The 19,515-nt window shown below is 68.4% G+C and carries 21 protein-coding genes and 2 tRNA genes; 16 read left to right on the top strand and 7 right to left on the bottom strand.

Annotated elements, in window-relative coordinates; translation table 11 throughout:
- The first annotated feature begins 71 nt into the window (after positions 1–71).
- The 5 genes from AC3A57_RS21115 (at position 72) to AC3A57_RS21095 (ending at position 3,110) form a co-directional block, all read left to right on the top strand.
- A complete protein-coding gene (locus AC3A57_RS21115; RefSeq protein ID WP_487580694.1) occupies positions 72–566 on the top strand; it encodes a hypothetical protein in 495 nt (164 codons plus the stop codon).
- Positions 566–1,165, top strand: a complete 600-nt coding sequence (locus AC3A57_RS21110; RefSeq protein ID WP_487580693.1) for a TetR/AcrR family transcriptional regulator — start codon at positions 566–568, stop codon at positions 1,163–1,165. Before AC3A57_RS21115 ends, AC3A57_RS21110 begins: the two co-directional genes overlap by 1 nt.
- Positions 1,166–1,384: 219 nt before the next feature.
- Complete coding sequence (locus AC3A57_RS21105) at positions 1,385–1,660, top strand: hypothetical protein (RefSeq protein ID WP_487580692.1); 276 nt, start codon at positions 1,385–1,387, stop codon at positions 1,658–1,660.
- A gap of 545 nt (positions 1,661–2,205) precedes the next feature.
- Complete coding sequence (locus AC3A57_RS21100; RefSeq protein ID WP_487580691.1) at positions 2,206–2,859, top strand: GNAT family N-acetyltransferase; 654 nt, start codon at positions 2,206–2,208, stop codon at positions 2,857–2,859.
- A gap of 74 nt (positions 2,860–2,933) precedes the next feature.
- A complete protein-coding gene (locus AC3A57_RS21095) occupies positions 2,934–3,110 on the top strand; it encodes a DUF2200 family protein (protein WP_487580745.1) in 177 nt (58 codons plus the stop codon).
- Here the strand turns inward: AC3A57_RS21095 and AC3A57_RS21090 are convergent.
- Positions 3,034–3,282 (bottom strand): hypothetical protein, encoded by a 249-nt coding sequence (locus AC3A57_RS21090; protein WP_487580690.1) that lies wholly within the window; start codon positions 3,280–3,282, stop codon positions 3,034–3,036. The two genes, AC3A57_RS21095 and AC3A57_RS21090, sit on opposite strands and share 77 nt — an antisense overlap.
- Before the next feature lie 452 nt (positions 3,283–3,734).
- Between AC3A57_RS21090 and AC3A57_RS21085 the strand changes: the two genes are divergently transcribed.
- Positions 3,735–4,637 carry a sterol desaturase family protein gene (locus tag AC3A57_RS21085; protein WP_487580689.1) on the top strand — a complete coding sequence of 301 codons (903 nt, stop codon included), beginning with the start codon at positions 3,735–3,737 and terminating at the stop codon, positions 4,635–4,637.
- Here AC3A57_RS21085 and AC3A57_RS21080 read toward each other — a convergent pair.
- On the bottom strand, positions 4,625–5,317 hold the full coding sequence (locus AC3A57_RS21080; protein WP_487580688.1) for a helix-turn-helix transcriptional regulator: 693 nt from the start codon (positions 5,315–5,317) through the stop codon (positions 4,625–4,627). The two genes, AC3A57_RS21085 and AC3A57_RS21080, sit on opposite strands and share 13 nt — an antisense overlap.
- A 435-nt stretch (positions 5,318–5,752) precedes the next feature.
- Here AC3A57_RS21080 and AC3A57_RS21075 point away from each other — a divergent pair, with 435 nt between their 5' ends.
- Positions 5,753–6,700 (top strand): DUF2268 domain-containing putative Zn-dependent protease, encoded by a 948-nt coding sequence (locus AC3A57_RS21075; protein ID WP_487580687.1) that lies wholly within the window; start codon positions 5,753–5,755, stop codon positions 6,698–6,700.
- Between the two features lie 111 nt (positions 6,701–6,811).
- On the top strand, positions 6,812–7,027 hold the full coding sequence (locus AC3A57_RS21070) for a hypothetical protein (protein ID WP_487580686.1): 216 nt from the start codon (positions 6,812–6,814) through the stop codon (positions 7,025–7,027).
- 32 nt (positions 7,028–7,059) lie between these two features.
- On the opposite strand, the gene AC3A57_RS21065 is transcribed toward AC3A57_RS21070, so the two are convergent.
- The 4 genes from AC3A57_RS21065 to pip form a co-directional block, all read right to left on the bottom strand.
- Entirely contained in the window at positions 7,060–7,965 is a 906-nt protein-coding gene (locus AC3A57_RS21065; RefSeq protein WP_487580685.1) for a LysR family transcriptional regulator, read from the bottom strand.
- Between the two features lie 70 nt (positions 7,966–8,035).
- On the bottom strand, positions 8,036–8,734 hold the full coding sequence (locus tag AC3A57_RS21060; RefSeq protein WP_487580684.1) for a cysteine hydrolase family protein: 699 nt from the start codon (positions 8,732–8,734) through the stop codon (positions 8,036–8,038).
- Between the two features lie 115 nt (positions 8,735–8,849).
- Positions 8,850–9,206: a hypothetical protein gene (locus AC3A57_RS21055; protein ID WP_487580683.1), complete on the bottom strand. Its 357-nt coding sequence runs from the start codon at positions 9,204–9,206 to the stop codon at positions 8,850–8,852.
- 220 nt (positions 9,207–9,426) lie between these two features.
- Positions 9,427–10,380: a prolyl aminopeptidase gene (gene pip / locus AC3A57_RS21050; RefSeq protein WP_487580682.1), complete on the bottom strand. Its 954-nt coding sequence runs from the start codon at positions 10,378–10,380 to the stop codon at positions 9,427–9,429.
- A gap of 157 nt (positions 10,381–10,537) precedes the next feature.
- Here pip and AC3A57_RS21045 point away from each other — a divergent pair.
- From AC3A57_RS21045 to clpX, 5 genes are all read left to right on the top strand, one after another.
- A tRNA-Leu gene (locus tag AC3A57_RS21045) sits at positions 10,538–10,622 on the top strand.
- A 217-nt stretch (positions 10,623–10,839) separates the two neighbouring features.
- Positions 10,840–11,424 carry a hypothetical protein gene (locus AC3A57_RS21040; RefSeq protein WP_487580681.1) on the top strand — a complete coding sequence of 195 codons (585 nt, stop codon included), beginning with the start codon at positions 10,840–10,842 and terminating at the stop codon, positions 11,422–11,424.
- A 315-nt stretch (positions 11,425–11,739) separates the two neighbouring features.
- Complete coding sequence (gene tig, locus AC3A57_RS21035) at positions 11,740–13,041, top strand: trigger factor (protein WP_487580680.1); 1,302 nt, start codon at positions 11,740–11,742, stop codon at positions 13,039–13,041.
- Positions 13,042–13,206: 165 nt separating this feature from the next.
- Positions 13,207–13,833 carry an ATP-dependent Clp endopeptidase proteolytic subunit ClpP gene (gene clpP / locus AC3A57_RS21030; protein WP_221673281.1) on the top strand — a complete coding sequence of 209 codons (627 nt, stop codon included), beginning with the start codon at positions 13,207–13,209 and terminating at the stop codon, positions 13,831–13,833.
- Between the two features lie 177 nt (positions 13,834–14,010).
- The gene (gene clpX, locus AC3A57_RS21025) at positions 14,011–15,300 is read left to right on the top strand and encodes an ATP-dependent Clp protease ATP-binding subunit ClpX (RefSeq protein ID WP_487580679.1); all 1,290 of its coding nucleotides are present in this window, start codon (positions 14,011–14,013) and stop codon (positions 15,298–15,300) included.
- Between the two features lie 183 nt (positions 15,301–15,483).
- Here clpX and AC3A57_RS21020 read toward each other — a convergent pair whose 3' ends face one another.
- The gene (locus tag AC3A57_RS21020) at positions 15,484–16,119 is read right to left on the bottom strand and encodes a hypothetical protein (protein WP_487580678.1); all 636 of its coding nucleotides are present in this window, start codon (positions 16,117–16,119) and stop codon (positions 15,484–15,486) included.
- 201 nt (positions 16,120–16,320) lie between these two features.
- Here AC3A57_RS21020 and lon point away from each other — a divergent pair, with 201 nt between their 5' ends.
- From lon to AC3A57_RS21005, 3 genes are all read left to right on the top strand, one after another.
- Positions 16,321–18,747, top strand: a complete 2,427-nt coding sequence (gene lon / locus AC3A57_RS21015; protein ID WP_487580677.1) for an endopeptidase La — start codon at positions 16,321–16,323, stop codon at positions 18,745–18,747.
- Positions 18,748–18,889: 142 nt separating this feature from the next.
- Positions 18,890–19,237, top strand: coding sequence for an HU family DNA-binding protein (locus tag AC3A57_RS21010; protein ID WP_255595399.1), 348 nt, complete (start codon positions 18,890–18,892; stop codon positions 19,235–19,237).
- A 50-nt stretch (positions 19,238–19,287) separates the two neighbouring features.
- A tRNA-Val gene (locus tag AC3A57_RS21005) sits at positions 19,288–19,362 on the top strand.
- The last annotated feature ends 153 nt before the right edge of the window (positions 19,363–19,515 follow it).

The raw sequence follows: 19,515 nt of genomic DNA, 5'->3' as shown, positions 1-19,515 counted from the left end.
TGCGACTGCCCCCTATTGCGCTATCTACCTATCAGTAGGTAGACTCACTCGACTTCAGCAAGGAACTCCTCATGGGCATTTCTCCAATCGGTTGGCTTCACACGTTGGGAAGCCTCCCCGCGATCCCGCTTGCGGTCTTCATGCTGGTCAGGCACGGGCGGATCGCTCCGGAGACCGGTCCCGGCCGCGCCTACTTCTGGTTCATGCTGCTGGGCATCCTCACCGTCTATCCCATCGCGCACCAGCCGGTGAGCTCGATCGTCGCGACGATCACCCTGGTGTTTCTGCTGGTCGGATACGGCATCGCGCTGTGGCGGCCGGCGAAGCGACTGTGGGCCTACGTCCAGACGGTGTCGCTGAGCATCACGGTGTTCCTGCTGATGGTCCCCACGGTGAGCGAAACCCTGCGCAGGCTTCCGGTTGGCGATCCGGTGGTGACAGACTTGAAGGATCCGCTGCTGCTGGGTGTCCAGGGCGCGCTCTTCCTGGCGCTCATCGTGGGCATTCCACTGCAAGTGCGAGCGCTTCATAAGCAGCGTCCCTATCCAGACCAGGTAACCCGTTGATGTCGTCCGCAGAAGCCCAGCCTCAGTATTCGCCCAAAGCGCAAGAGATCATCCAGCGGGCCAACGAGCTGCTGGCTTCGGGTGGGTACAACGGCTTCAGCTATGCCGATATTGCCGAACTGGTGGAGGTCAGGAAGGCCAGCATCCATCATCACTTCCCGGCCAAGGCGGACTTGGTGAAGGCGACCGTCGTTCAGCACCGGCAGGCGATGCGGCGAGGACTGCAGTCACTCAACGAATCGATTCCCGATCCCTACGCGCGACTGGTCGCCTACAGCCGCTATTGGGCGGACTGCATTCAGGAGTCGAATCCTCCCATCTGCATCTGCGCATTGCTTGCGGCCGAATTGCCCAGTATCCCGGCAGAGGTGGCCGAGGAGGTCACCGGCCACTTCAACGATCTCCAGAATTGGCTCGCACAGACCCTGACGGAGGGCGAGACGAAGGGCGTGATGCGCTTGGTCGAGCCGCCAGCTGGAGAGGCCGCGATGTTCATGGCCTCGATCCACGGGGCGATGCTCTCGGCTCGAGCTACGGGCAACGCATTGCTGTTCTGGCAGATCGCGAAGCTATCTACAGATCGACTGAAAATCGGGTAGTACGTCGTGCGATGTGCGCGCCCTCCAGCTATTGCCAGGACATAGCAAGATCGGCAGCGCCGTCCGCTATCTGGGGGTAGAAGTGGATGATGCCCTGATGCTTGCCGAGCATGCCGAGGCGTAGCCCGACCTTCGAAAGCGGCCAGCGGAAGGCCGCTTTCGCCCCCAAGCGCACGGATAGCCTCTTTTCGGCGGAGCAAAACGGGGCAGGGGGCTGGCATGCCGCGTATCCAAGAGCCGCTAAGAACCGTCTTGCGGGACTTCCGCCACGTTGAGTGGTACGAAGTCGACGAACTTGCTCAATGGGTACAAGGCGGTACAGCTTCGTTCAACCTGGTCGCGCTAGATGAGCAGCTAGCCGAGCTGCTCGCTGCTTCTGCCGAATTACCGGTGGGCGAAATTGACGATCCCACCGCGAATGAGTTCGAATCGGCCGATGAAGCGAAGGTTTGGCTATCGTCAGTACCTGCCCTCGTCTTCCAGCATTCCCCCTGATGTCCGTTCCTGGCCGGCAGCGGACACCGGAATGGCTGTTAAGACGTTGATCTGCGGTATCGAAGGCGGGCGAAGCCGGTAAGCTGGAATGACTTAAGTCATTGACTTAATGGCAAAATTTCCCTGGCTCTTAATCGATAGGTCCAAGGTTCGAATCCTTGACGGCCCACCAAACCCGGAAAGCCCCAGCGGAAACGCTGGGGCTTTTTCTTTGTCCGTTCTCTGCGCGGGGCGCGCGCCGGCCGGCGCGGTAGCGAACGAACGAGGGCGAGGCAGGACGGTCCCTGCGCTTGCGGCATTCGCTGCGAAGGCGCGCGTACGCGATGCGTTCCGGACGGTGTGACCTACAGGGCGTGAGCGCAATGCGTGTCCTGCGGCGGTTTGCCCGGGCTGTCCTTTGAACTCGGCCGTGGCGGCCGTCTTGGCTGCTGAGACGCAACGATGCTCTAGTTCCGAGCCACGGCGGCGCGCGGCCGGGAGTCGATCGGCACGACAGTGCGATCGCCGGAGCGCGCATTCCTTTCGCGCACCTCCACTTATCCCTCATGACCTCATCCTGCATCGATCCGAAGCTCGTTCTCGCCTGGCAGGCCGCGCACTCCATCGCCCGTGGTTCGCCGGCCCCGGTCCACGACCGCGGCGGCTTCCGGGTGGATACCCATTCGGAAAAGGAAACCAAGCGCTGGGTGTTCCCGCAGCTGTGCGACGGTCTGCGCGTCGTCGCCGACGAGATCGTCGCGCCGCGGCATTACCTGAAGCTGTGCGGCTCCGACGAGGAACTGCGTAGCGCGCTGCCGGCGCGCTGGGAAATCCAGCCGACGAACTATTTCATGCTCGCGGCCGCGGCCCGCCCGGATGCCAAGCCGCTGCCGGACGGATACGCAATGCAGGTGGACCGGACCGGGGCGGTCGTGCGCGCCAGCGTTGTCGGGCCGGACGGCGATCTGGCCGCAAGCGGCTGCGCGGCGGAAACCGACGAGGTCTTCATCTACGACCGGATCGAAACCGTACCGGCGCACCGGCGCAAAGGCTTGGGCGTCGCGGTGATGATCGCGCTCGGCGCGGCGAAGCGGTCCGCGGCCACGCCGCAGCTGCTGGTCGCGACGGACGAGGGCCGCAGCCTGTATGCGACCCTCGGCTGGTCGGTGCTTGCGCCGCTGGCCGCGGCGGTCATCCCGGAACTCGAACCCCTGCGCTGATCCGGCCAGCGAAGCACCGGCGCCGATCGAAGCGGCCGGCGCTCGCTTCGATCGCAAACGCAAACCGACATCCGTTGCGCGACCGGGTACAAAAGGCCGGACGCAAGGGCCGCAGCGAGGACGAGGTCGGCCGGATCATCGCCTGGCCGACCGGCTGCGACCCGGCCGCGCTGATCAAGGACGCGGTCTGCGGCCTGCGGATGGAACAGGTCGAAGACCCGCCGATGCGCCGGATCCGCCATCTCGACTAAGGCCGAGGCCGAATTCGGTGCCGGCCAAATCGCAGGCCGGGATTGCGGTGAGTTCGCGTCGATGCGGGCGCGCGCGCACCCACGACTCGACCTGGCAATGCCCGCTCGGAACGATGGCGGCGTCGTCGACGAGCCAACTGGCGCCGGCGTGCGCGGGGAACGCGCCCGGCAACGATCAGGCAGCGCAGGACAGCGCCGCAGCGACGGCGCGCGAAGAAAACAGCCAGGGCATTGGCCATCTCCGGATGCGCGGATATGCCAAAGACCTCCCTCTCGGGTCTTATTCGGATGTACGTCGGGGGATGCGAGGCCAGGGCGAGAATGCCGGCCTGGAGGTTCGAGCCCCGTCCTGAGCGGACGGGAGCGACCTTGGGGTCAAAGGTTCCGTCGGCTCAGGCGCCGCAACGAGATCGACTATGACTGTCCAGGGTGGTGGGCCTCTGGGTGGGTGGGGTACGACGGCGCGCACTGTAGGCCCGTTCGCGGCGCTGGACAACCCGGGACCGGCACCGCCGCCAGGCTCGGCGCTGGCGGCGGATGGCCGATCAGGCATGCGCGGTTTGTTCAAGCCGCGCGCCCGCCGCGCAGGCGAGGCTGTGGCTCCCGTTCGGTGCGGAAGCGACCGTGAAAAGTTGGATATTGCGTGTGTATGCGCCTGTGTTCTTGATCGGATTCGTCGCTGCGGCGACGTGGTGGGTCGGTTATCGTCATGGCAACGCGCTATGGTTGCTGGCCTTGTTGGCGCTGGCGATAGCGCTGTCGTTCCTGGCCGAGCGCTGCTGGCCTTACGATCCCGAATTCAACCGCGGCCACGGCGATCGACGCCGCGATGTCGCCCATGCGCTGGTCAACGAAAGCCTGAACCTGGCCTCGATCGCGCTGGTGCCGCTGGCGGCGGCGTGGGTGCCGTGGCAGGCCTGGCCGAGCCAGTGGCCGTTCGCGGCGCAGCTGCTGCTGGCGGTGATCGGCGCCGACCTCGGCATCACCCTGATGCACTACGCCAGCCATCGCGTCGGCTGGCTGTGGCGCCTGCACGCGGTGCACCACAGCGTGACCCGCATGTACGGCTTCAACGGCCTGATGAAGCATCCGCTGCACCAGGCGGTCGAAGCGCTGGGCGGCGTGCTGCCTCTGCTGCTGCTCGGCATGCCGCAGCCGGTGGCGGCGGTGCTGGCTTTCGCCATCGCGACACAACTGCTGCTGCAGCATTCCAACGTCGACACGCGGCCGGGACCGCTGGGGCGGCTGATGGCCTGGGCGCCGCTGCACCGCTTCCATCACCTGCGCTACGGCACCGCCGGCGACGTCAATTTCGGCCTGTTCTTCACCGTCTGGGACCGCGTGCTCGGCACCGCCTTCGACGCGCCCGGCTATCGGATCGGCGGCGGCGACCTGGGCATCGGCAGCCAGCCGGATTACCCGCGCGACTATCTCGATCAACTGCGGGCGCCGTTCGCGCGCCTGCCGAAGCAGGCCGAACCGGCCTTGCCGGCGGCGCTGCGGCGTTCCGGCGCTCAGTCGGCGTAGTCGCGCAACCGCAACTCGCGCAATTGCGCCGCGCCGATGCCGAACATGCGCCGCAGGTTGCGCGACAGGTGGGCCAGGTCGGCGAAGCCGGCGGCATGCGCGCTGGCGGTCAGGCTGTCGCCGGCCAGGTGGCGGACCAGGGCATGGCGCAGGCGCCGCCACAGCACCCAGCCGCGCAGGGTGATGGACAGGTCGGACTGGAAACGCCGGTGCAACTGGCTCGGCGACAGGTGCGCGGCCTGGGCGATGTCGGCCGCGGCGATGCCGTCCGGCAATCGCGCGCCGATCTCGGCGATGGCCGCGCGCAGGCGCCGGTCCAGCGTTTGCGCGCGGCACAGGCCGGGCAGCAAGGGCTGCAACGCCGGCAAGCGCGCCGGCAGTTGCGGCAGTTGCCGCAGCACCGCGGCGACGTCGGCATGGCCGGGTTCCAGAAATACCGTGCAGCCGTCCGTCGGCGCGTCGAGCACGGCATGGGCTTGGAACGAGGGCAGCCACAAGCGTCGCCCCTCGTGCCGCTCGCCGTCGATCTCGACCCGCCACGGCGCGTGCTCGCTGAGCAGCAGTTGATGCGCGTAGTGCGCATGGCGCAGGCTGCCGCCGGCCCGGCCCTGCAGTACCGCGACGTGCTCGCCGAGCAGCAGGGTGCCGGTCCAGAGGTCCTGGCGGGGTGGGGCGGGCATGGCGGGCGAAGGTGGAGGCGGGCGCTCGATTCTGGCCGACGCGGGCTGCGCGGAGAATAGGGCGGCGCATCGGCGAAGGGGGGACGTGTCCGGCCTGCGTTGCGCGTCCGCGCGCCGGACGTCGCCGCCGCGAGCGGCGATCGAGTCCGGTCACAAAAAAACACTTCCGGTCGCGCCGCGGATGTGCGGTGATGCGCGAGTCGACCCGCTCGGCAATGCACCGTGGGACCGCGTCGCCGCACCCGCCGATCCGTGCGCCGCCCGTCGGCGCCGCGGCGCTTGCGGCGGCGCGCGCGTTGCGTTTGCGCCGTTCCGCCGGGGTGCCGCGCGACCCCGGCCTGGAGTGAGCCGGGCCATCGTTCGCACCCCGGCCCTTCGCCGCAGACGCGGCCGACCGACGCCGCACCGCGCCGCGCCTCATCAGGACCCAGGACCATGCCCAGACTGTTGCGTTTTGCCGCCTTGTTCGCCGCCCTGGTCGCGGCCGCCGCCGCGACGGCCGAACCGCGCCGCGGGCCGGACATCCGCACCGACGATGTGACCCGTTTCTACGCCTTGTACGACGCCACCGGCGGCCGGCCGACGGTGGAGCAGATCGAACGGGACTATCTGGCCCAGGGCACCCAGAGCCTGCGCGAGTTCGCCCAGGCGCGCCGGGTCACCGCGCAGCGCATCGCCGAGCGGATGAACGCGGAGCCGGCGCTCTACGCCAAGGCCAAGGACTGCCTGGCGGTGTTGCCGGCGGTGAAGCGGCGCCTGCTGCCGGTGTTCGCCGAACTGGCCGAGCTGTACCCGCAGGCGAAGTTTCCGCCGGTGGCGATCGTGGTCGGGCGCGGCAAGCCGGTCGGGATCACCAACCCGGCCGGCGTGACCTTGGGGCTGGAAGCGCTGTGCGCCGCGGACATCATGCATCCCGACCTGGAAGAGCGCTTCGTCCGGGTCATCGCCCACGAATACGGCCATATCCAGCAGACCCTGCAGACCGAGTTCGAGCCGGGCGACCCGAACGCGACGGTGCTGCGCTACGCCCTGGCCGAAGGCACCGCCGAACTGTTGGCCGAGTTGACCTCGGGCGGGGTCGGCAACGGCAAGCACGCGCAGTGGACCCGCGGCAAGGAAGCGCAGATCGAGGCCGCGTTCGTCGAGGACATGCACGGCACCGATATCAGCCAGTGGTTCTACGACTACCGCCCGGGTTCCGACCAGCCTTACGACCTGGGCTACTGGGTCGGTTACCGCATCGTCAAGGCTTACTACCTGCAGTCCAAGGACCGCAAGGCGGCGCTGAAGGCGATCATCGAGATGGACGATCCCAAGGCCTTCCTGCAGCGCAGCGGCTGGACGCCGGGGATGAAGCTGCCGGAGTCGGTCCTTGGGCACTGAAGCGGCGACGCGGGCGGAGTATCGGGTCGATGTGTCGGTGACGGTCTTCGTATCGCCGACCCAGGCGCTGGGCTTCGCCTCGGCGCGCTCGCCGTCGCGAGCCCGCCCGAGGTGGAGCGCGCCTTTCCCTGGCCGGAGGAGTGGGCGCGGCAAAAGCCCGAGTGCCTCGGCGAAGGGCAGAACCGGGTCTGGAGCGCGCAACGCGATCCGCGCAGCGGCCGCTACCAGGCCATGCTGTACGGCATCGTCTGCGACGGCGAAGCGGCGGCCTGCGATTGCGTGCGGTTCCTGGAGCAGGTCGCGGGGATGCTGTTTCACCCCAATTGATGCGCCGGCGGACGCCGCAAGGGACGGCAGGCTCAGTCCCGCGGCGGTAAGGCCGCCGCGGCGTAGTGCGCGCGCAGGTACTCGACGAAGGCGCGCACCTTCGGCGGCAACTGGCGCGCGTTCGGATAGACCGCGTAATAGCGGCGCCGGCCTGCGTGATGTTGCGGCAGAACCCGCAGCAGGCGTCCCGCGGCCAGGTCATCGCGCACGGTCGGAAAGGTGAAGGCGGCGATGCCGAGGCCGGCCACGGCGGCGGCATGCAGCGACAGGATCGAGTCGACCCGCAGCCGGGCGTCGAATTCGACCGACGACTCTTCGCCGCGTTGCGGACCCAGCGCCAGGCCGCGGCCGTCGCCGGCATAGGCCAGCAGACGATGGTCGGCCAACTCGGCGACCGCGCGCGGCAATCCGTGCCGGGCGAGGTAGGACGGCGCCGCCACCAGCACGCGTTCGAACGCGGCCAGTTCGCGTGCGACCAGGCGGCTGTCGGCCAGCGCCTCGCTGATCCGGATCGCCAGGTCGAAGCCGCCCTTGACCAGGTCGACGATGCGGTCGTCGCAGGACAGGTCCAGTTCGATCTGCGGATGGCGGCGCATGAACTCCGGCAGCCACTGCGCCAGTTCCAGGGCGCCGATCGCGTGCGGCAGGCTCAGCCGCAGCCGGCCAGCCGGCTGCGCGGCGTCTGCGCTCAGCGCCTGGCGCGCGGCGTCGACGCGTTCGAGGATATCCAGACAGTCGCGGTAATAGCGCTGGCCGGCTTCGGTCGCGGCCAGGCCGCGGCTGTTGCGGTTGAGCAGGCGCACGCCCAGGTGTTCTTCCAACTGGCGCAGCTGGCGCGAGAGCGAAGTGTGGGTGGTACCCAGGCGTTCGGCCGCGCGGGTCAAGCTGCCGGCTTCGACGATGCAGCGGTAGGTGCGCATCGCGGACAACTGATCCATCGCGGCCTCCGCCATCGCATCGACAGGGCGGCATCCGCGCAGTGCGGATGCCGCGTTCGGACCCAGGGTATCAGCGCACCGGCAACGAGAGAATCCGCTCGGTCGGCATCACGTCGCCGAAGGCGTCTTCGATTTCGGCCAGGGCGGCGGCATGCAGCTGCGCGTTGCCGATGCGGGCGCCGTCGCGCAGGTCCAGGTCGCGGGTGGCGGTGGCGTCGGAGGACACCAGCACCTTGTAGCCGCGCGCGGCGGCGTCGCGCGCGGCGCCGGCGACGCAGGCGTGGGTCTGCAGGCCGGCCAGGATCAGGGTGTCGGCCTTCGCCTCGCGCAGCAGCCGGTCCATCGCCGCGGCGGAGGCGCCGGCGAATACGCTGACCGTGTCCTTCTGCACCACCGGTTCGTCCTTGCGCGGCCGCATCGCCGGATGGAACTTCGCCGTTTCGCCGCCTTCGGCGAACAGCGGCGCGCCGGCCGGCAGCACGTGGCGGACGTGGACCACGCGGATCCGATGGCGGTCGGCGAAGTCGAGCAGGCGTTGGGTCTGGCGCAGCGCCGCCGCGCCGTCGGGGATCGGCATGCGGCCGCCGGCGAAGTACTCGTTCTGGAAGTCGATCACCACCAGCACGGTCTTGTCGGCCTGCAGTTCGGCGACCGGCGCGGCGCCGGCCAGGGCGCGGATGGTGGGATGGGCCTGGGCGGCGCTCGCGTCGAGCGGGCCGAGGGCGGCGATGCCGAGGGTGGCGATGCCGAGCAGGGAAGTCAGTCGCATGGGCGTGGGCCTGTGGATGGGAGGCGCCATGCTGCGCGCCGCCGCGGAACCCAGGCAGCCGTGCGCGCGCACAGCAGCTGTGCGCGCTGCGCACGCCGGGGGGGCGGGGCCTCGCCTAGCGGAGGATCTCCGGCTCGGCGAAAGCGATCACGTCGATGGTTTCGTCGCCGACGCTCAGATAGAAGTGCCTCGGCTCGCCCTGCTCGCGGGTGTAGCAGCCGCCGGCTTCCTGCTTGAAGTCGCTGTCGCCGGTGAATTCCATCAGCAGGAAATCCACGGGCACCGCGCGCCCGGTGGCCGCCAGTCGCGGACGGTCGTTCTGCACCCGCACGATCAGGCAGTCGCGCAAGCGCACCGCCACCAGCGGCGTGCCGTCGCTGCGCAGCGCTTCGACCAGCAGCGCCGCGCCGGTCTGGTAGCCGATCCGGCAGGTCGGCGCCGCGTCGTCCAGCTTGAGCAGTACGCGATCCATGCGTCGGAGCCTCCGTCGCCGGGGTGAAGGATCGCAATATACCAACGCCGCCGATGCGGCTCCCGGTAGCGGCGCATCGCTGCCGGGCGCGATCGGTATGCCTTGCGCGCCGTCCGCCGACGCGACCGGCGCGATCGCGGTCGATCGCCGCGATGGTTGCCGCGATGGTTGCCGCGGCGCGCCCGGCGCCTGCCCTGGAAGGCAGGCGCCGGGCGATGGCTCAACCGAAGCGGTCGGCCAGCGCGTCGGTGGCTGTCACCAGGGCGTCGACGATCGCCGGATCGGCGGCGCTGTGGCCGGCCAGGACGATGCGCAGCTCGGCCTCGGGCCAGGCCCGGGCCAGGTCGATCGCGCTGGCGACCGGGCAGATGATGTCGTAGCGGCCGTGCACGATCGTGGCCGGGATGTGGCGGATCCGGTCGACCCCGTGCAGCAATTGGTCCGGCTGCAGGAAGACCCGGTTGCGGAAGTAGTGCGCCTCGTTGCGCGCCACGTTGACTGCGACCTGCGGCTCCTCGCGGGTGTCGGCGCCGTCGGGGTCGTGGACCAGGGTGGTGCTGCCGCCTTCCCAGTCGCTCCAGGCCAGCGCCGCGGCCAGGCGCACCTCGGGGTCTTCGCTGTCGAGCCGGCGCCAGTAGGCCTCGGTGAGATCGCCGTGCTCTTCGGCCGGGATGTGGGCCAGGTAGCGCGCCCAGCGCTCGGGGAAGATGTAGCGCGCGCCGCCGTCGAGTTCGTTGAACCAGCGCAGCTCGAAATCGCGGCCGAGGAAGATGCCGCGCAGGACCAGGCCCAGCGCGCGCTCGGGATGGGCTTGAGCGTAGGCCAGGGCCAGGGTCGAGCCCCAGGAGCCGCCGAACACCACCCAGCGCTCGATGCCGAGATGGGCGCGGATCTTTTCGATGTCGGCGACCAGGTGCCAGGTGGTGTTCTCGCGCAGTTCCGCGGCCGGCGTCGAGCGGCCGGCGCCGCGCTGGTCGAACAGGACGATGCGATAGCGCGCCGGATCGAAGAAACGGCGGTGATAGGGCGAGACCCCGGCGCCGGGGCCGCCGTGCAGGAACAGCACCGGCAGCCCGTCCGGGTTGCCGCATTCCTCCAGGTGCAGTTCGTGGATCGCGTCGACTTGCAGACGTTCGCTGCGATAGGGCTCGATTTCCGGGTACAGCTCGCGCACGGGCGTTCTCCGCTGGGGACGGGCGAGGATAGCGCCCTCGCAAGGCCGTGCCGTACCCCAGGCGGGCGAGAGGGCGTGCCGACGGCGGCGAGCGCGACGGCCGTGGCGGTTCCCCCGGCGCGGCCGCTAGAATGCGCCGGCACCGCGCGAGGCGCATGCGAAAGTGGCGGAATTGGTAGACGCACTGGATTTAGGTTCCAGCGCCGCAAGGCGTGCGGGTTCGAGTCCCGCCTTTCGCACCACGCCGGCGGGTCGGGAACGGTCCGCCACGAACGCCGCAATGGCCGACCAACCCCTCCGGCGACCTCAGCCCGTCTTGGACGACAGGTCGACACGGCCCGAAGCCCGATACCGTGCGAGAAGAGGGATTGCGCCGTCGCGCCGGCCAGCGTCGGCTGGAGCGCATGAACCGTCCCCGGGGCGCCCTGCACGGGGCGGCCGGCATCGGAAGGAACCGGCATGAGCGCAATGGACGTCAACCGGGAGGACATAGCGGGGCGCAAGCGCGCCGGCGAACTCGCGCCGCTGGACGCCGCCCGCGCACTCGCGACGGCGCGCGCCATCAGGCACCCCTGGTACCGCTGCCAGGCCTTGTCGATGGCGGCCGAGTACCTGAGCGGCCCGGAGCGCGAGCGGACGTTGATGTCGGCGCTGGCGGCCGCCTGGGAACAGGACGAGGTCAACCGCATCGTGACCGTATCGGCCTGGCCGATCCGTGGCCTGGCCGATGCCGGCAGCGAGGCGGCGGGAGGGCAGGTCGCGAAGTTGGTGCGACTGGCGCAGAGCGAGCCGCACCACCTGCGGCGCTCGCATGCCTTGCGGGCCCTGGCAGCCGCGGTCGGCGAACATCCGTCGCTGCTCGAACGGGTGGTTCCGGCCTTGGTCGACGGGTTGCTCGGCGGGCATGGCCCGCGCATCGACCGCTGCATCCGCGATAGCTTCGGCCTGGTGCTCCGGTCCAAGCCGGAGCTGGCCTGGGCGCTGGCCATGCACCACAAGGCCAACCGGCGGCAGTCGTTGCTGCTGGCGCAGATTCCGCAATAGGGCGGCCTTGGCCGGCGATCGCGGGTGCGGCACCCATGCCCGCAGGGTGGAGCGTCTCAATGCCCCGGGATACCGTTGGGTAGCGGTGGGCGGACCCGCCCCCGTCCCCGCCCGGGCCGCCGCGGCGGCGCAAAAACCGCCGAACCGCGCGCAAAACCTCGTCCGGAGGGGACTTGCCGCCCGCCGGCGCTGGCAGCGGCGGCCTTTATCGGCCAAACTAGCAAGTTCCGCTGGCTGGCGCTGTCGCTATAGCCGGCGGCCGGACAGGATCATCAACATTCGTGCCGCGGCGGGGCCGCGGTCGCAGGAGTGGATATGCAAGTTTCGCTCGAATCGCTGGGCTCGCTCGAACGCCGACTGACCTTCAGCTTCCCGGCCGAGAACCTGGAGAACCAGGTCGGCGGCCGCCTGCGCGAGATCGCGCGCGGCGCCAAGATCAAGGGCTTCCGCCCGGGCAAGGTGCCGGCCAAGGTCATCGAGCAGCGCTTCGGCGCGCAGGTGCGCGCCGAGATCCTCGACGGCATGCTGCGCGAAGGCTTCAGCAACGCCGTGCGCCAGGAACAGCTGCAGATCGCCGGCCAGCCGCGCATCGAGCCGGCCGCCGACGCCGGCGAGACCCTGTCCTACGTCGCCACCTTCGAAGTCGTGCCCGACTTCGGCGATATCGACGTGTCCAAGCTCAACATCGTCCGCCATACCGCCGAAGTCGCCGATGCCGACATCGACGCGATGATCGAGAACCTGCGCCTGCAGCGCCGCACCTTGCAGAAGGTCGAGCGCGCCGCCCAGGCCGGCGACGTGGTCGAGGTCGAGACCTGGACCGAGATCGGCGACGAGCGCTTCCCGGCCGAGGGCGCCGAATACGGCAGCACCGTGATCGGCTCGGAATCGATGTTCAAGCCGCTGGAAGAGGCCCTGGTCGGGGTCAAGGCCGGCGAGGAGACCGTCGCCGAGGTCGAGTTCCCGGCCGACTGGCGCGCGCCGCAGCTGGCCGGCAAGCAGGCCAAGGTCCACCTCAAGCTCAACAACGTCTCCGAGCCGGTCCTGCCGGAAGTCGACGCCGAGTTCATCCGCAGCTTCGGGGTGAAGAGCGGCGAAGCGGACCAGTTCCGCAACGACATCCGCACCAACCTGGAGCGCGAGCTCAAGGGCGCGCTGATGACCCGCCTGCGCCGCGAAGTCGGCGAGCAGCTGATCGCCGCCTACGAGTCGGTGGAAATGCCGCCGAAGCTGGTCGAGGCCGAAGCCCGCGACATGGTCTGGCAGACCGTCGAGCAGGCCCGCCGCCAGGGCCGCCAGATCGAAGCCCCGGCCGACGCCCACCTGAACTACATGGATGCGGCGCGCAAGCGCGTCCTGGTCGGCCTGCTGGTCGGCGAGATCGCCCGCCGCAACGAGCTGCGCCTGGAGCCCAAGCGCGTCAACGAGACCCTGCGCCTGATCGCCTCGACCTACGAGGAGCCGCAGCAGGTGATCGACCTGTACCGCAACGACCAGCAGCTGATGGCCGGCCTGCAGAACCGGGTGATGGAAGAGCAGGTGATCGACTGGATCGCCGAGCGCGCCCAGCACACCGAGCAGCCGCTGTCGTTCAGCGAAGCGATCCGCCCGGCCTGAGCCGGGTCCGTGCCGGCGCGAGCATGCCCGATCGGGCGTTCGCGCCGGCGCGCAAGCAATTAGCAAGCGCGCCTCTTGCGCTGCGGCCCGGCCGGCCCCAAGTTGGTCGGGCCGCGCTTGCGTTAACAAGCGCAACTTCTATGTCAGTCAATAGGTGCCGTCGAAATGGATAACCTGACCAAAGCCCTCAACCTGGTGCCGATGGTGGTCGAGCAGACCAGCCGCGGCGAGCGCGCCTACGACATCTATTCGCGCCTGCTCAAGGAGCGGGTGATCTTCCTGGTCGGCGGCGTCGACGACCACGTCGCCAACGTGATCGTGGCCCAGATGCTGTTCCTGGAAGCCGAGAATCCCGAGAAGGACATCAACTTCTACATCAACTCCCCGGGCGGCGTGGTCACCGCCGGCATGGCGATCTACGACACCATGCAGTACATCAAGCCGGACGTGAGCACGATCTGCATCGGCCAGGCCGCCAGCATGGGCGCCTTGCTGCTCGCCGCCGGCGCCAAGGGCAAGCGCCTGGCGCTGCCGAACTCGCGGGTCATGATCCACCAGCCGCTGGGCGGCTTCCAGGGCCAGGCCACCGACATCGACATCCACGCTCGCGAGATCCTGACCCTGCGCCAGCGGCTCAACGAGATCCTGTCCAAGCACACCGGCCAGTCCCTGGAGACCATCGCGCGCGACACCGAGCGCGACAACTTCAAGAGCGCCGAGGCCGCCCGCGACTACGGCCTGGTCGATCAGGTGCTGGAACGCCGTCCGGACGAGACGATCCAGTCGGTCTGAACGACGCGGGCCGCAAGCCATTGATCCGCATCGGATAACCGTCCGGCCCCCGACCCAAGGCGGGGGCGGACCGCTGTGTTATCCTCGGGCCGTGACAGCTGAACGAGCTGCGGCGGCCCGGGCCGCCGGAACCGCTCCGGAACACGAGTACGATTTAGAGCACCAACGGGCCAACGCATGACCGACGATCGACAAGGACGCAGCACGGGCGACAGCAACAAGATCCTGTATTGCTCGTTCTGCGGTAAAAGCCAGCACGAGGTCCGCAAGCTGATCGCGGGCCCGAGCGTGTTCATCTGCGATGAGTGCGTCGAGCTGTGCAACGACATCATCCGCGAGGAGCTCGAGGAAAAGGCGCAGTCGGCGCGCAGCCACCTGCCCAAGCCGCGCGAGATCCTCGAGGTGCTCGACCAGTACGTGATCGGCCAGCAGCGCGCCAAGCGCACGCTCGCGGTCGCCGTGTACAACCACTACAAGCGCATCGAGAGCCGGCAGAAGAACGACGACGTCGAACTGTCGAAGTCGAACATCCTGCTGGTCGGGCCGACCGGTTCGGGCAAGACCCTGCTCGCCGAGACCCTGGCGCGCCTGCTCAACGTGCCGTTCACGATCGCCGACGCGACCACGCTGACCGAAGCCGGCTACGTGGGCGAGGACGTCGAGAACATCATCCAGAAGCTGTTGCAGAAGTGCGACTACGACGTCGAGAAGGCGCAGCAGGGCATCGTCTACATCGACGAAATCGACAAGATTTCGCGCAAGAGCGACAACCCGTCGATCACCCGCGACGTGTCCGGCGAAGGCGTGCAGCAGGCGCTGCTGAAGCTGATCGAAGGCACCATCGCCAGCGTGCCGCCGCAGGGCGGGCGCAAGCATCCGCAGCAGGAATTCCTGCAGGTCGACACGCGCAACATCCTGTTCGTGGTCGGCGGCGCGTTCGCCGGCCTGGACAAGATCATCCAGCAGCGCAGCACCGAGGCCGGCGGCATCGGCTTCGGCGCCAAGGTCAAGAGCAGCGAGCGCAAGGCCGACATCGGCAAGGTGCTGGCCGAGGTCGAGCCGGAAGACCTGATCAAGTTCGGCCTGATCCCCGAATTCGTCGGCCGCCTGCCGGTGGTCGCGACCCTGGAGGAACTGGACGAGGCGGCGCTGATCTCGATCCTGACCGAGCCCAAGAACGCGATCACCAAGCAGTTCCGAAAGCTGTTCGAGATGGAGAGCGTCGAGCTCGAGTTCCGTCCGGACGCGCTGGCGGCGATCGCGCGCAAGGCGCTCAAGCGCAAGACCGGCGCGCGCGGCCTGCGCACCATCGTCGAGTCGGTGTTGCTGGACACGATGTACGAACTGCCCTCGCTGGAGAACGTCAGCAAGGTGGTGGTCGACGAGTCGGTGATCGAGCACAAGTCCGAACCTTACCTGATCTACCAGAACCCGCCGGCCCAGCCCAAGGTCGCTTCGGCCGAGTGAGTTCCCGCCCCCGCCTTGGCGGGGGCTGTTCGTTTGTGGCCCCCGCTCCGGCGGGGGCGATTCGTTTCTGGCCGCGCTCGAGGCGGGGGCGAGTCCGCGCAGCCGGGCCGGCTCGCTTCGGCTCCGCCGGCGACTTGCGCCCGATCGCGAGCGGGGCGGTCGCCGCAGACCAGGGCTGCCCGTTCAGGCGCCCTCGTCGCACCACTCGACCATCGCCGCGCGCATCCGCGCCACGCCCTCGCACAGCGCCTGCTCCAGGCTCTGCCGGGCCGGGCTGGCGGCGAGCAGGGCGCGCAGCTCGCGCGCAGCCGCGTCGAACCGGTCCTGGTCGTAAAACAGGGCGCCGAAGCGGCCGTCCGGGTCGGCGTACAGATACCAGGCGCTTTCCAGCACCGTGTCGGTGCGGTACCAGCCGTAGCAGCGGTAGCGCCCGTTCAGCTCGTCCAGGTCGGCTTGCGAGAAGGCGCGGCCGGGGGCGAACTCCGGCCGGTCGTTGCCCCAGCTGTAGACGATCATGTCGACCAGGCCCAGCGAGCGGATCCGGGCGTAGCCGTCGGCCTGCTCCAGGCCATCGGCCAACTGCCCCGGCGCCGGCAGTTCCATGCAATGGGACTCGGTGTTGTCCTGGTTGTGCAGGCCGCCATAGCGGCGATAGAACGCTACCAGTTCGGCCGGCAGCGGTGCCGGCTCCAGCGCCTGCAGCCGCTCGAGCTGCGCCGGCTCAGCCGGGCCGGCGGCGAGCAAGGTGGTGTAGTCGTCGTCCCAGTAGCGGGCCCGGCTTGCGTTGTATTGATCGATGGCGTCCTGCAGTCGTTGCATCGGTGGCGTCCTGGCGATGGGCGGGCGGCTGGAATGCTCTGTCCCGGGCTCGGCTTTGTATCACAAAGCGATGATTTTCAAGAGGTTTTTGTCGATTTTGCGGGCCGCCCGGCAGGCATTGCTTGCGCTCTCGGGCCGGCACCCCCATAACGGGAGCCTGGATGCCCCGGCATCCTCACCCCACGCTTGTCGAGACCCCCGATGACTCAGTCTTCCGCCGAATTCATGACCCTGCCGGTGCTGCCGCTGCGCGATGTGGTCGTGTTCCCGCACATGGTGATCCCGCTGTTCGTGGGCCGCGACAAGTCGATTCGCGCCCTCGACCTGGCGATGGAAGCGGACAAGCGCATCCTCCTGGTCGCGCAGAAGTCCGCCGAGACCGACGACCCGGGCGCCGCCGATCTGTACGAGATCGGCACCCTGGCCCAGGTGCTGCAACTGCTCAAGCTCCCCGACGGCACCATCAAGGTGCTGGTCGAGGGCGTGTCGCGCGTGCGCGTCACCGAAGTGGTCGAGGCCGACGGCGCGCTGTCCGGCCAGGCCGCGTCGGTCGAGCCGGTGGTCGACCGCGAAGAGCGCGAGATCGAGGCCATCGCCCGCTCGCTGATGGGCCTGTTCGAGCAGTACGTCAAGACCAACCGCAAGCTGCCGCCGGAGCTGATGCAGACCCTGGCCGGCATCGACGAGCCCGGCCGCCTGGCCGACACCGTCGCCGCCCACCTGGGCGTGCGCATCGGCGACAAGCAGAAGCTGCTGGAAACGCACGAGATCGGCGCGCGCCTGGAGCAGCTGGTCGGCCTGGTCGACGGCGAAATCGACGTCCAGCAGCTGGAGAAGCGCATCCGCGGCCGGGTCAAGTCGCAGATGGAGAAGAGCCAGCGCGAGTACTACCTCAACGAGCAGATGAAGGCGATCCAGAAGGAGCTCGGCGAGATCGACGACGCGCCCAACGACGTCGACGAGCTCGCGCGCAAGATCGCCGAGGCCGGCATGCCCAAGCCGGTGGAGACCAAGGCCAAGAACGAGCTCAACAAGCTCAAGCAGATGTCGCCGATGTCGGCCGAAGCCGCGGTGGTGCGCAACTACCTGGACTGGCTGCTGGGCGTGCCGTGGAAGAAGCGCAGCAAGATCCGCAAGGACCTCAAGGCCGCGCAGGACGTGCTCGACGCCGACCACTTCGGCCTGGAGAAGGTCAAGGAACGCATCCTCGAGTACCTCGCGGTGCAGACCCGGGTGAAGAACATGAAGGGCGCGATCCTGTGCCTGGTCGGCCCGCCGGGCGTGGGCAAGACCTCGCTCGGCCAGTCGATCGCCAAGGCCACCAACCGCAAGTTCGTGCGCATGTCGCTGGGCGGCGTGCGCGACGAGGCCGAGATCCGCGGCCACCGCCGCACCTACGTCGGTTCGATGCCGGGCCGGATCGTGCAGAACCTCAACAAGGTCGGCAGCAAGAATCCGCTGTTCGTGCTCGACGAGATCGACAAGATGTCGATGGACTTCCGCGGCGATCCGTCCTCGGCGCTGCTGGAAGTGCTCGACCCGGAGCAGAACAACGCCTTCAACGACCACTACCTGGAAGTCGACCTCGACCTCAGCGAGGTGATGTTCGTCGCCACCTCCAACTCGCTCAACATTCCCGGTCCGCTGCTGGACCGCATGGAAGTGATCCGGATCCCGGGTTACACCGAGGAGGAGAAGCTCAACATCGCCATGCGCTACCTGCTGCCCAAGCAGATCAAGGCCAACGGCCTGAAGGCCGAGGAGATCAAGATCGCCGAGTCGGCGGTGCGCGACATCGTGCGCTACTACACCCGCGAATCGGGCGTGCGCAACCTGGAGCGCGAGATCTCCAAGATCTGCCGCAAGGTGGTCAAGGAAATCGCCCTGGCCGGACCGAAGAAGAAGAGCAAGGAAGGCGCGGTCAGCGTCGGCTCCAAGAACCTGGAGAAGTACCTGGGCGTGCGCCGTTACGACTTCGGCCGCGCCGAGGAAGCCAACGAGATCGGCCTGGTCACCGGTTTGGCCTGGACCGAAGTCGGCGGCGACCTGCTGCAGGTCGAAGCGACCCTGGTGCCGGGCAAGGGCCAGCTGCTGCTGACCGGCCAACTCGGCGACGTGATGAAGGAATCGGCGTCGGCGGCGCTGTCGGTGGTGCGCGCGCGCGCCGAGCGGCTGGGCATCGACGTGGAGTTCCTGCAGAAGCACGACGTGCATGTGCACGTGCCGGAGGGCGCGACGCCGAAGGACGGCCCCAGCGCCGGCATCGGCATGGCCACCGCGCTGGTGTCGATGCTGACCAAGAACCCGGTCAAGGCCGACGTGGCGATGACCGGCGAGATCACCCTGCGCGGGCGCGTGCTGCCGATCGGCGGACTGAAGGAAAAGCTGCTCGCCGCGCTGCGCGGCGGCATCCGCACGGTGATCATCCCGGACGAGAACCGCAAGGATCTGGCCGACCTGCCCAAGAGCGTGACCCAGGGGCTGAAGATCGTGCCGGCGCGTTGGATCGACGAAGTGCTCGACCTCGCACTGGAGCGTCCGATCGCGCCGCCGAGCGCTTCCGGGGAGGGAGAAATCCCGGTGCGCGAGAGCGGCAAGGCAGCGACTCAGCCCGACGTCAAGCACTGATTCGGGCCGCCTGTCGGAAACGTCGAAAACCGCTGAAAGCCGCGCCACAGCTAGCTTTCCAGCTTGCGCCCCTAATATGCCGCTGGTATAACGACCGCAACCGCGTCGCAGGCATTCATCACAAAACTGCGACGCGGCTCGCTTGATCGTAGCGACGCCGCAACGTCGCGGCGATTCTCAGAACACGCGGTCTATCCGCATAGGAGTAAAGAAAATAATGAACAAGGCCGAACTCGTAGCGGCAGTCGCCGAAACCGCAGAGCTGTCGAAGACCGACGCTACCGCTGCCGTTGACGCGCTGATCGATGTCGTTACCAAGGCGCTCAAGAAGGGCGACACTGTTACGCTGGTTGGCTTCGGCACCTTCCAGGTGCGCAAGCGCGCAGCCCGCCAGGGCCGCAACCCGAAGACCGGCGAGACCATCAAGATCGCCGCTTCGCAGAATCCTTCCTTCAAGGCTGGCAAAGCTCTGAAGGACGCTGTAAACTAAGCAACTCGCCGGGGCTGCCAGGGGCGGTCGCCAGCGGAACCCTAGACTCGGGGTGCTTAGCTCAGCGGTAGAGCGTCTCCCTTACAAGGAGAGGGTCGGGGGTTCGAAACCCTCAGCACCCACCAGGTTGGGCCTGGTCTTCTGCCGGATCCGTCCAAGGACGGGATCCAAGCGGGTACGAGTCGGGTTCGGTTGCACCGAGTTCAAAACGCGGAGTGGTAGTTCAGTCGGTTAGAATGCTGGCCTGTCACGCCGGAGGTCGCGGGTTCGAGTCCCGT

It is taken from the genome of Lysobacter sp. Soil_C_15 (genome assembly GCF_057657315.1).
The sequence above is the reverse complement of the archived record's forward strand: the minus strand, read 5'-3'. Positions and strand labels throughout refer to the sequence as shown.

What these genes read in the sequence shown, in the direction of transcription:
- AC3A57_RS21110 (WP_487580693.1), top strand. Translation starts at nt 566, where the DNA reads ATGTCGTCCGCAGAAGCCCAGCCTCAGTATTCGCCCAAAGCGCAAGAG.
- AC3A57_RS21075 (WP_487580687.1), top strand. Translation starts at nt 5,753, where the DNA reads ATGCCCAGACTGTTGCGTTTTGCCGCCTTGTTCGCCGCCCTGGTCGCG.
- AC3A57_RS21020 (WP_487580678.1), bottom strand. Translation starts at nt 16,119, where the DNA reads ATGCAACGACTGCAGGACGCCATCGATCAATACAACGCAAGCCGGGCC.
- AC3A57_RS21065 (WP_487580685.1), bottom strand. Translation starts at nt 7,965, where the DNA reads ATGGATCAGTTGTCCGCGATGCGCACCTACCGCTGCATCGTCGAAGCC.
- AC3A57_RS21060 (WP_487580684.1), bottom strand. Translation starts at nt 8,734, where the DNA reads ATGCGACTGACTTCCCTGCTCGGCATCGCCACCCTCGGCATCGCCGCC.
- AC3A57_RS21080 (WP_487580688.1), bottom strand. Translation starts at nt 5,317, where the DNA reads ATGCCCGCCCCACCCCGCCAGGACCTCTGGACCGGCACCCTGCTGCTC.
- AC3A57_RS21100 (WP_487580691.1), top strand. Translation starts at nt 2,206, where the DNA reads ATGACCTCATCCTGCATCGATCCGAAGCTCGTTCTCGCCTGGCAGGCC.
- tig (WP_487580680.1), top strand. Translation starts at nt 11,740, where the DNA reads ATGCAAGTTTCGCTCGAATCGCTGGGCTCGCTCGAACGCCGACTGACC.
- AC3A57_RS21105 (WP_487580692.1), top strand. Translation starts at nt 1,385, where the DNA reads ATGCCGCGTATCCAAGAGCCGCTAAGAACCGTCTTGCGGGACTTCCGC.
- clpX (WP_487580679.1), top strand. Translation starts at nt 14,011, where the DNA reads ATGACCGACGATCGACAAGGACGCAGCACGGGCGACAGCAACAAGATC.
- AC3A57_RS21055 (WP_487580683.1), bottom strand. Translation starts at nt 9,206, where the DNA reads ATGGATCGCGTACTGCTCAAGCTGGACGACGCGGCGCCGACCTGCCGG.
- lon (WP_487580677.1), top strand. Translation starts at nt 16,321, where the DNA reads ATGACTCAGTCTTCCGCCGAATTCATGACCCTGCCGGTGCTGCCGCTG.
- AC3A57_RS21040 (WP_487580681.1), top strand. Translation starts at nt 10,840, where the DNA reads ATGAGCGCAATGGACGTCAACCGGGAGGACATAGCGGGGCGCAAGCGC.
- AC3A57_RS21115 (WP_487580694.1), top strand. Translation starts at nt 72, where the DNA reads ATGGGCATTTCTCCAATCGGTTGGCTTCACACGTTGGGAAGCCTCCCC.
- clpP (WP_221673281.1), top strand. Translation starts at nt 13,207, where the DNA reads ATGGATAACCTGACCAAAGCCCTCAACCTGGTGCCGATGGTGGTCGAG.